The 6,973-nt window shown below is 49.4% G+C and carries 4 protein-coding genes and 1 pseudogene; 1 reads left to right on the top strand and 4 read right to left on the bottom strand.

What is annotated here, in order from left to right; translation table 11 throughout:
* Positions 1-90 precede the first annotated feature (90 nt).
* The 4 genes and pseudogenes from FC49_RS10255 to FC49_RS10365 form a co-directional block, all read right to left on the bottom strand.
* On the bottom strand, positions 91-786 hold the full coding sequence (locus FC49_RS10255; protein WP_235804904.1) for an LPXTG cell wall anchor domain-containing protein: 696 nt from the start codon (positions 784-786) through the stop codon (positions 91-93).
* On the bottom strand, positions 776-2,239 hold the full coding sequence (locus FC49_RS09280; RefSeq protein WP_235804903.1) for an SEC10/PgrA surface exclusion domain-containing protein: 1,464 nt from the start codon (positions 2,237-2,239) through the stop codon (positions 776-778). The genes FC49_RS10255 and FC49_RS09280 overlap by 11 nt, the downstream gene beginning before the upstream one ends.
* Positions 2,240-2,728: 489 nt before the next feature.
* Positions 2,729-3,250 (bottom strand): L,D-transpeptidase, encoded by a 522-nt coding sequence (locus tag FC49_RS09275; RefSeq protein WP_338107327.1) that lies wholly within the window; start codon positions 3,248-3,250, stop codon positions 2,729-2,731.
* A gap of 113 nt (positions 3,251-3,363) precedes the next feature.
* Positions 3,364-4,676, bottom strand: a pseudogene (locus FC49_RS10365) (MFS transporter).
* A gap of 472 nt (positions 4,677-5,148) precedes the next feature.
* Here FC49_RS10365 and FC49_RS09265 point away from each other — a divergent pair.
* The gene (locus FC49_RS09265) at positions 5,149-6,558 is read left to right on the top strand and encodes a DHA2 family efflux MFS transporter permease subunit (protein WP_056984867.1); all 1,410 of its coding nucleotides are present in this window, start codon (positions 5,149-5,151) and stop codon (positions 6,556-6,558) included.
* Positions 6,559-6,973: the final 415 nt, after the last annotated feature.

The following is a 6,973-nucleotide window of genomic DNA, read 5'->3' as shown; positions in this document are numbered from 1 at the left end:
CATCTGTATACTTAGAGGGCATTATAACCCTGGTTTGGGGCGTTTTTTCTCACTCTCTCGACAATTTAATTCGAAGTTGTCTTATAGGTATTAGTCCCGTTGCTTCTTCAAGCCCAGCAGGCCGCTGAACATTCCGGCAAGGAGTCCCAGGGCACCCATTCCAGCTGCTTGCTGGCTCCCGGTTTGTGGTAGTTGGGCCTGGCCGTCAGTTGTGCGGCGGCTGGTAGTCGCCTTCAGGCTGGCAGCTGTCGTTGGAGTAGTCGTGTGAGCGGCTGCCGCTGTGCTGGTTGCCGCGGCTGCGTTGACTGCTGCTGCCGTCCCCTGCTGGTGGCTACCGGCTGTTAGCAGGGCCGCTTGCGGCGTGGCGGTTGCCGTGCCTTGCCCCTGGCTAGCAGGAGCCGTTGTCAGACTGTTGGCTGCTTCGTTGCTGTCCGTCAGAGTTACTGCTGCTGGTTGAACCGTCAGCGCTGCTTGGATGGTGGTCGTGGATCCATCCGGGAAGCTGATTAAGACGTCTTCGGCATAGTTGCCTGCTCGTTGGGTGTCGACCGCTAATTGGCTCGCGTCAGCCCAGCTGGCAGTGGTGCCGCACGGAATTTCGGCGCCTGGTTCGTTTGCGAATGCCGCAAAGATTTGTGCGGCTTGGCTGTTAACAGGGGTGATAAAGCCGTTCGCAATTTGTGGCGCGCTCGTGGACTGGCCGGCGGTTACAGTGATTGGTGTAATCATTACCAGGTTGCCATACTTTTGGGCGTCACTAAGCGAAATACCTTGGTCAGCCTGCATTTGGTTCAGCTTTTTCTGGGCGGCTTGGTAGTCGCTGGTAGCTGTTTGCAGGGCCGCCTGAGCAGTTGAAAGGGCCTTTTGGGCGTTTGCTTGGGCTGTTTTGTGCCCGGTAGTATTCGCCCCGAGCGACTGCGATGTCGTCGAGTGCCTGTTCCAGAGCTGCCGGGTCGGCAATGTCGTCGTATTCATCAAGTACGTGGGTGAGACCGCTTTGGGCCTGCTTAGCACGTTCACTGGCGGAATTGTGGCTGGCAATTTCCCAAGACGTGTACTGCATGAAGTGAATCAGGTGGGACGGATAAACGTTCGGGGCCTTGTCAGGCCGGTCGGTATTAAAGTTGATGTCGTTGTAGGAAATGCTAGTGCCGACGTAGTCAACCGTCCGCCCCTGAGAATCAGGAAGGATGGAGTAGACCCCGAGCAGCGACATTGCGTGGCCCATCGCGGAACCGCGGTCATTAAACAGCATGTCGTTAACAGCCCTGGCAATTGCATTCTTTGCCTGGGCCATCGTCATCCGGTTAGTGTAATTAACGTTCCCGTCAGTTAGCAAACTTTCACCGAGGCTGTTGCTGCCCCGGGTAACCATATCTGCGGCAGTAGCGTACTGGTTGGTCATGCCGTGATCAAAGGCAGCTTTCTTGAGGGCGTAGATGTAGTGGTGGGCAGCAGTGTCGGTCCGCTCACCGTACAAGGTTGCAACTTCTTGGGCAACGTCGCCCATTCCGGAAGTGGCAACCGCCGTCCCAACCGTTCCGGCAATGCCGAGCTGCTGCCGGACTTGGTTCAGGATGGCTGCGGTAAACTTTGATAAGGTGTTGACTTGGTCCGCGGTGAGGTGGTCCAGGTCGAGGATAATCTTTTGGTCGTCCCCGTTCTGATCCTGCCAGTTAAGTCCCTGGCGAGTGGTCATTGCTGCCTGCCAAGCGGCGAAACTGCTCAGCCGATAAAAGTCATTTGAGTTGAAGTTGCCACTCCGCATGATTGGCGCCACGTCGTTAATGAACCGTTGCGTCGCTGCCGTTTGCTCTGGAGTAAAAGTAAACGTTGGCATTGCCCTTGTGTTAGCATAATAATCAATTTTGTTTTGCAATTGATTAACTTTATTCTGTGCAGCGGCTAAATTTTGGTTGGCAGTTGTTAGTGCGTCCTGCGCATTAGCGAGATTTTTCTGGGCCGTGGTTTGGGATGCCTGGGCATCACCAACGGCGGTCTTTTGCTGCTGGATGGTGTTTGCAGTGGCAACGGCAGTATTAGCGGCTGATTGCGCGCTAACAGTGGCTTGTTGCTGGCTTTGCGCTTCGTTTGTATTAGTAGTTACTGCGCTATTATCAGGGGTGCTGTTATTAGAATCAGCTTTGGCACTGGTGCTGGTGGCAACACCCAGCGCGGTGGCAGTGGTCAAAACGGCAATTGTTGAGAGGGCTTCCCTCGCGATTTTTTTACTAATCATAGTATAATCTCCCTGGTTAATTTGTGAACGAAATATAAACTGGAATTCACTCTTCAACTATGATTATATGCCGATTTGTTAAATAATCTAGGGTTATTATATAAATTCTTTTATATCGTCTTATAAGTAACTTCTAATTTTTTGACGGAGAATGCTGCAATTGACTAATCAAGCGACAAGGCCTGTAAGAGGGCTATTATTCCGCCAAAAGAAGGCCGGACGATGGCACAAGCAATGCGAATTGAATAATTGAGGTGGGGATTCAAATGCTGTTATATCAAGCCATCGAGTCCTATTAAGCCGTGATAAAAGCCGGTAATAAATTGGTTGGACCAATTAGCTGGCACATTCGGTTAACACTTAATCATTGTTTAAACAAATGGAAAAATTCATTAATCGGTTATCGTCTAAAACAAATAAATTTATTTTAAATTAAGGCTGGGTTGACAACAAAACACCCGCCTTTTTCGTTAAAAGACGGGTGCATTCTTAGTTATCAACAACAATTTTGGTTCCGGTCGGCAAGCTGCTTTCTAACCATTTTGCGTCCGGGACGGAGAGGCAGACGCAGCCGGGAGAACTGGGCTTTTTACCGAGCTTAGCAGCTTCCGACTTGATATAGTGGTGGTCGGGGCCAGTAACGACGGTGTGGAAGAGGTAGTCGCCGTTCCAGGAAACGTAGTAATTGGCACCGAGCTTTAGGTTCGGGTTGTATACCCAATCGCCACGGGTCGGCTGAACTTGGAAAGTGCCAGTGGGGGTAACACTCTTGACTTTGCCGCTTTTCGGGTCCTTTTGAAACTTTCCAGCGGTACTGTACATCGTGTAGATTAACTTATGCCCACTGTACACGTAGGTCCGGTTGTGCTTGAGGCTAACCCTGAGCCAGAGGTCGGGCGTCTTAGCCAGGTCCGGATAGGCACCCGTTTCCGATGACTTTTGCCAGTCGATCGGGGTGCGCATCTGGCTAGCACGCACGTTTGCCGCATAGCCGAGGCAGCAAACGCCCACACCGAGCGTGGCTAGAAACCGATAAATAATTTTCTTCAATGTAAACTCTCACTCCAATAGTATGATTGCTGACTATTATAAGCGTTCTTTAATGAAGAAAAAAGGTCAAACGGCTACTTAGTGTAATCAACGTCTTTAGTTTCCTTGGTCAGCAGCCAGGCAATCACGGAAACCACGGCGAGGGCAAACATGTAGTAGCCGGCCGAGTAAAGGCCAAAGCGGCTGATTAGCCAAGTGGTGACGGAGGGGGCTACGGCAGCACCAACTACGGCGGCTAGATTATAGGTAATTCCGGCACCAGAGTAGCGAACCTTTGTCGGGAAAAGCTCTGGCAAGACGGCGCCGACCGGACCGTAGAGGGTCCCCATGATCACAAAGCCCACTCCAAGGAAGAGAAGCATTCCGGTCATGTTGTGCTGGCCCTGGAGGAAGTAAGGAAAGACGAGGGAGAAAACAACGAGGGCGCCAGACGCGGTGAGCAGGACCTTTTTCCGGCCAACCCGGTCGGCAAGGACTGAGGTCAGCATGATCAGAACTGCGAATTCAACGATGGCCCCCATTAGGAGCAGGAGAAATTCGGCGTGACTAAAACCGAGGGCCGTAGTGGCGTAGGAGAGCGACCAGGTCGTCAGGGTAAAGAACAGGGCGTAAGTGGCTCCCATGATGAAGGTTCCCTTGAGGATTTCCCGCCAGTTGGATTTGAAAACCGCCCGTAACGGTGACTTGGTAACGTTGTTCTTTTCCTGGGCGAGCTTGAACAGGGCGTTTCTTGGAGTCGCCGGCGAACGTAGAGCCCAATAACGACGAGGACTGCGGACGCCCAAAATGGGATTCGCCAGCCAAACGCGGTCATTTGGGCGGGAGTGAGCCAGTTTTCTAATAGGTAGAATAAGCCATTACAGATGAAGAACCCGATTGGCGCACCGACTTCTGGGAAGGCACCGTAGAGGGCCCGCCGGTTAGCCGGGGCGTTTTCAGTTGCTACCAATACGGCGCCGGACCATTCACCCCCGAGGCCGATTCCCTGGATAAAGCGGCAGAGGCAGAGAAGGACGGCTCCCCAGACACCGATGACCGAGTAGCCGGGGATAAAGCCAATGGCAACGGTCGCGACTCCCATGACCAGGAGGGAAAGGACGAGGGTCTTCTTTCGCCCTAGCCAATCACCGAAATGGCCGAAGAGAAAGGAGCCGACGGGCCGGGCAACGAAGGCCACCCCAAAGGTCAACAGGCTTAGGATTGTCGCCAGGACGGGAGTCATCTGGGGGAAGAAGACACGTGGGAAATAGGTTGCCGAAGCGGTACCGTACGCGTAAAAGTCAAAGAACTCAATGGCGGTGCCCATCATCGAAGCGAGAATGACGGTCTTCACGGGGTCACGTTTGAATTTGGGGCGGGTTGTGGTCGTCAATACTGAATTTTCCATTTAAATACCTCTTTCTATTAATTAATCTTGTGAAGTTAAGGGCTGCTAATGTCGCTTTCCATCTTGCTCACCACCTTTGAGAAAATAAAAAGCCGGTGTGCTGCTGAACAGCTCACCGGCTTGACAGGGAATGTCAATTACTGGTCACCGTTCGTATCGCCGTGGTGGTGATACGAACACGTCAAATTATCCGTATCACCTAGTTAATGATCCGGATAATAATGACGTTTAATTGATGACGGTTAGTAAATGACATTGTCCTGCCTCCTCTTTTTGATGGTTAACAATTTATCATGGGTGGAGTGAGAAGTCAATTAAAATTCTAACTATAATTTAATTTTAGTGATGAGCTTAATTTAATTAATAGGAGCTATTTATTATCGAAGGAATTATAGAAAACACTTACGAAAATTAACTGAATTTGCTAGAGTAACCACTTGTGCATATTAAAGAAGAGGAGAGTGGTTATTATATGGAAAAAATACGCAAGAATGGTCCGCTAATAAGTGTTCACCATCCGAAACTAGCGATGGTGAGTATGCTGCTTGGGGCGTTTGTGGGGATGTTTAGTGAAACGTCATTAAAAATTGCCCTGCCGACTCTGATGCAAGCCCTTCAAGTAAATACCGGAACCATTCAGTGGCTGGTAACTGGCTATATGTTAGTAATTGGAATAGTTTTGCCGCTGTCGAGCTTGATTAACCGCTGGTTTACTACTCGCCAGGTAATTATTTTTGCTCTGAGCGACTTCATCATTGGAGCGGCAATTTCTGCATTAGGGAGCAGTTTTGCGGTAGTACTGGTTGGCCGGATGATTCAGGGAATTGGTACTGGATTGATTCTTCCATTAATGTTTGCGGTGGTTATGCAAATCTTCCCGCCACAAAAGATTGGTGCCGTAATGGGGATGTGCGCGCTGGTAATTATGTTTGCACCAGCAGTTGGGCCGACTTTGACCGGGCTGATTCTAGGAAAGCTCTCCTGGAACTGGATCTTTTGGCTCTTCATTCCCTTCCTGGCAATTGCCCTGCTTTTTGCGATTGCCTCATTAGAGAACGTTGGCAACGTTACCCGTCCCCACGTAGATGGATTATCAATAGTAGAATCAGCAATTGGGTGTTCGGGGTTAGTAATCGGGGCCTCACTGTCAAGCCGCTTTGGTTGGCTATCCGTTCCTGTTATTACAGCATTGGCCACTGGCGTTGTAGTCCTGGCGTTCTATGCCCACCGTCAGCTGCATTTAGCAGAGCCAATCCTTAATTTACGGATATTTAAACACCGTGCTTTCACTATTGGGACAGGGTTAGTAATGCTTGACTTTGGTATTATTTTATCCTCAATGTATTTACTGCCGATGTACATTCAAAATGGCCTCCTGTTGCCGGTCGCAATGGCAGGGATGATTATGCTGCCTGGGGGAGTGGTGAACGCAATTACCTCTGCCGTTGCGGGGCGTCTTTATGACAACGTTGGGGCAAAGCGTCCTGCGCTTGTTGGCGTTGTACTCGCCCTAGTTGGGGTCCTGATGTTGCTGACTACGAGTACGCGGACTACGGTGGCCTTTGTTATCGCTGCCCACATAATTTTGATGATTGGCTGTCCGCTCTTTATGGCGCCTTCGCAGACCAGTGCCCTAAATGCGCTGCCGGGGATATTGTCAAATGACGGGAGCACAATTTTGAATACTATGCAGCAAGTTGTTGGAGCAGTTGCAACGGCGGTAGCGACAAGCCTGCTTGAACTTGGAAGACGGGGGACGGCTGGCACTGCGGCTGCCCGCTTTACCACTGGAGCCCATTATGGCTTTTACTTTACATTAATATTGGCAATTATCGCATTTGTCTTCGTATTAATGATTCGGGAACCGGAAAATCAAAAATAATTCTTGCAATTAACTATAAAATAAACTAAAGTAGATAACTGTTGTCTCTGACAAATAAGTTATCTGCTTTTTGTTTAGTGCACTGGCAAGTTCACAAACTATCTCAGCGTGCTTCCTGTAATCTGGTTTTGGCAACTAGATGGGGCTAACTATTTGAGAATAGAAGAGCGCATTTGCCATTAAACGCGTAAAGGCCGATAATAATAGCTTGAATACAGCACTTCATAAAAATGTTTCAAAAAAGTGTTGACGAGTAATTGATGAGATGATATTATAAATAAGCTGACTTGTTGATAAGTGGTTAATGATTAATTCAAAAAAGTTGTTGACAACTATCTGGTGAGTTGGTACAATAAATATGTAAGTTAGATTTGCTTTAACCTACATGGTAGACCTTTGAAAACTGAACAAAGTT

It is taken from the genome of Limosilactobacillus oris DSM 4864 (assembly GCF_001434465.1).
In the GTDB taxonomy this organism is placed as follows: domain Bacteria; phylum Bacillota; class Bacilli; order Lactobacillales; family Lactobacillaceae; genus Limosilactobacillus; species Limosilactobacillus oris.
Note: the sequence above shows the minus strand (reverse complement) of the source record. Positions and strands in the feature narration are given on the sequence as shown.

Bases quoted from the DNA above. Each gene is read 5' to 3' on its own strand.
- FC49_RS10255 (WP_235804904.1), bottom strand. From the start codon at position 786: ATGCAGGCTGACCAAGGTATTTCGCTTAGTGACGCCCAAAAGTATGGC.
- FC49_RS09280 (WP_235804903.1), bottom strand. From the start codon at position 2,239: ATGATTAGTAAAAAAATCGCGAGGGAAGCCCTCTCAACAATTGCCGTT.
- FC49_RS09265 (WP_056984867.1), top strand. From the start codon at position 5,149: ATGGAAAAAATACGCAAGAATGGTCCGCTAATAAGTGTTCACCATCCG.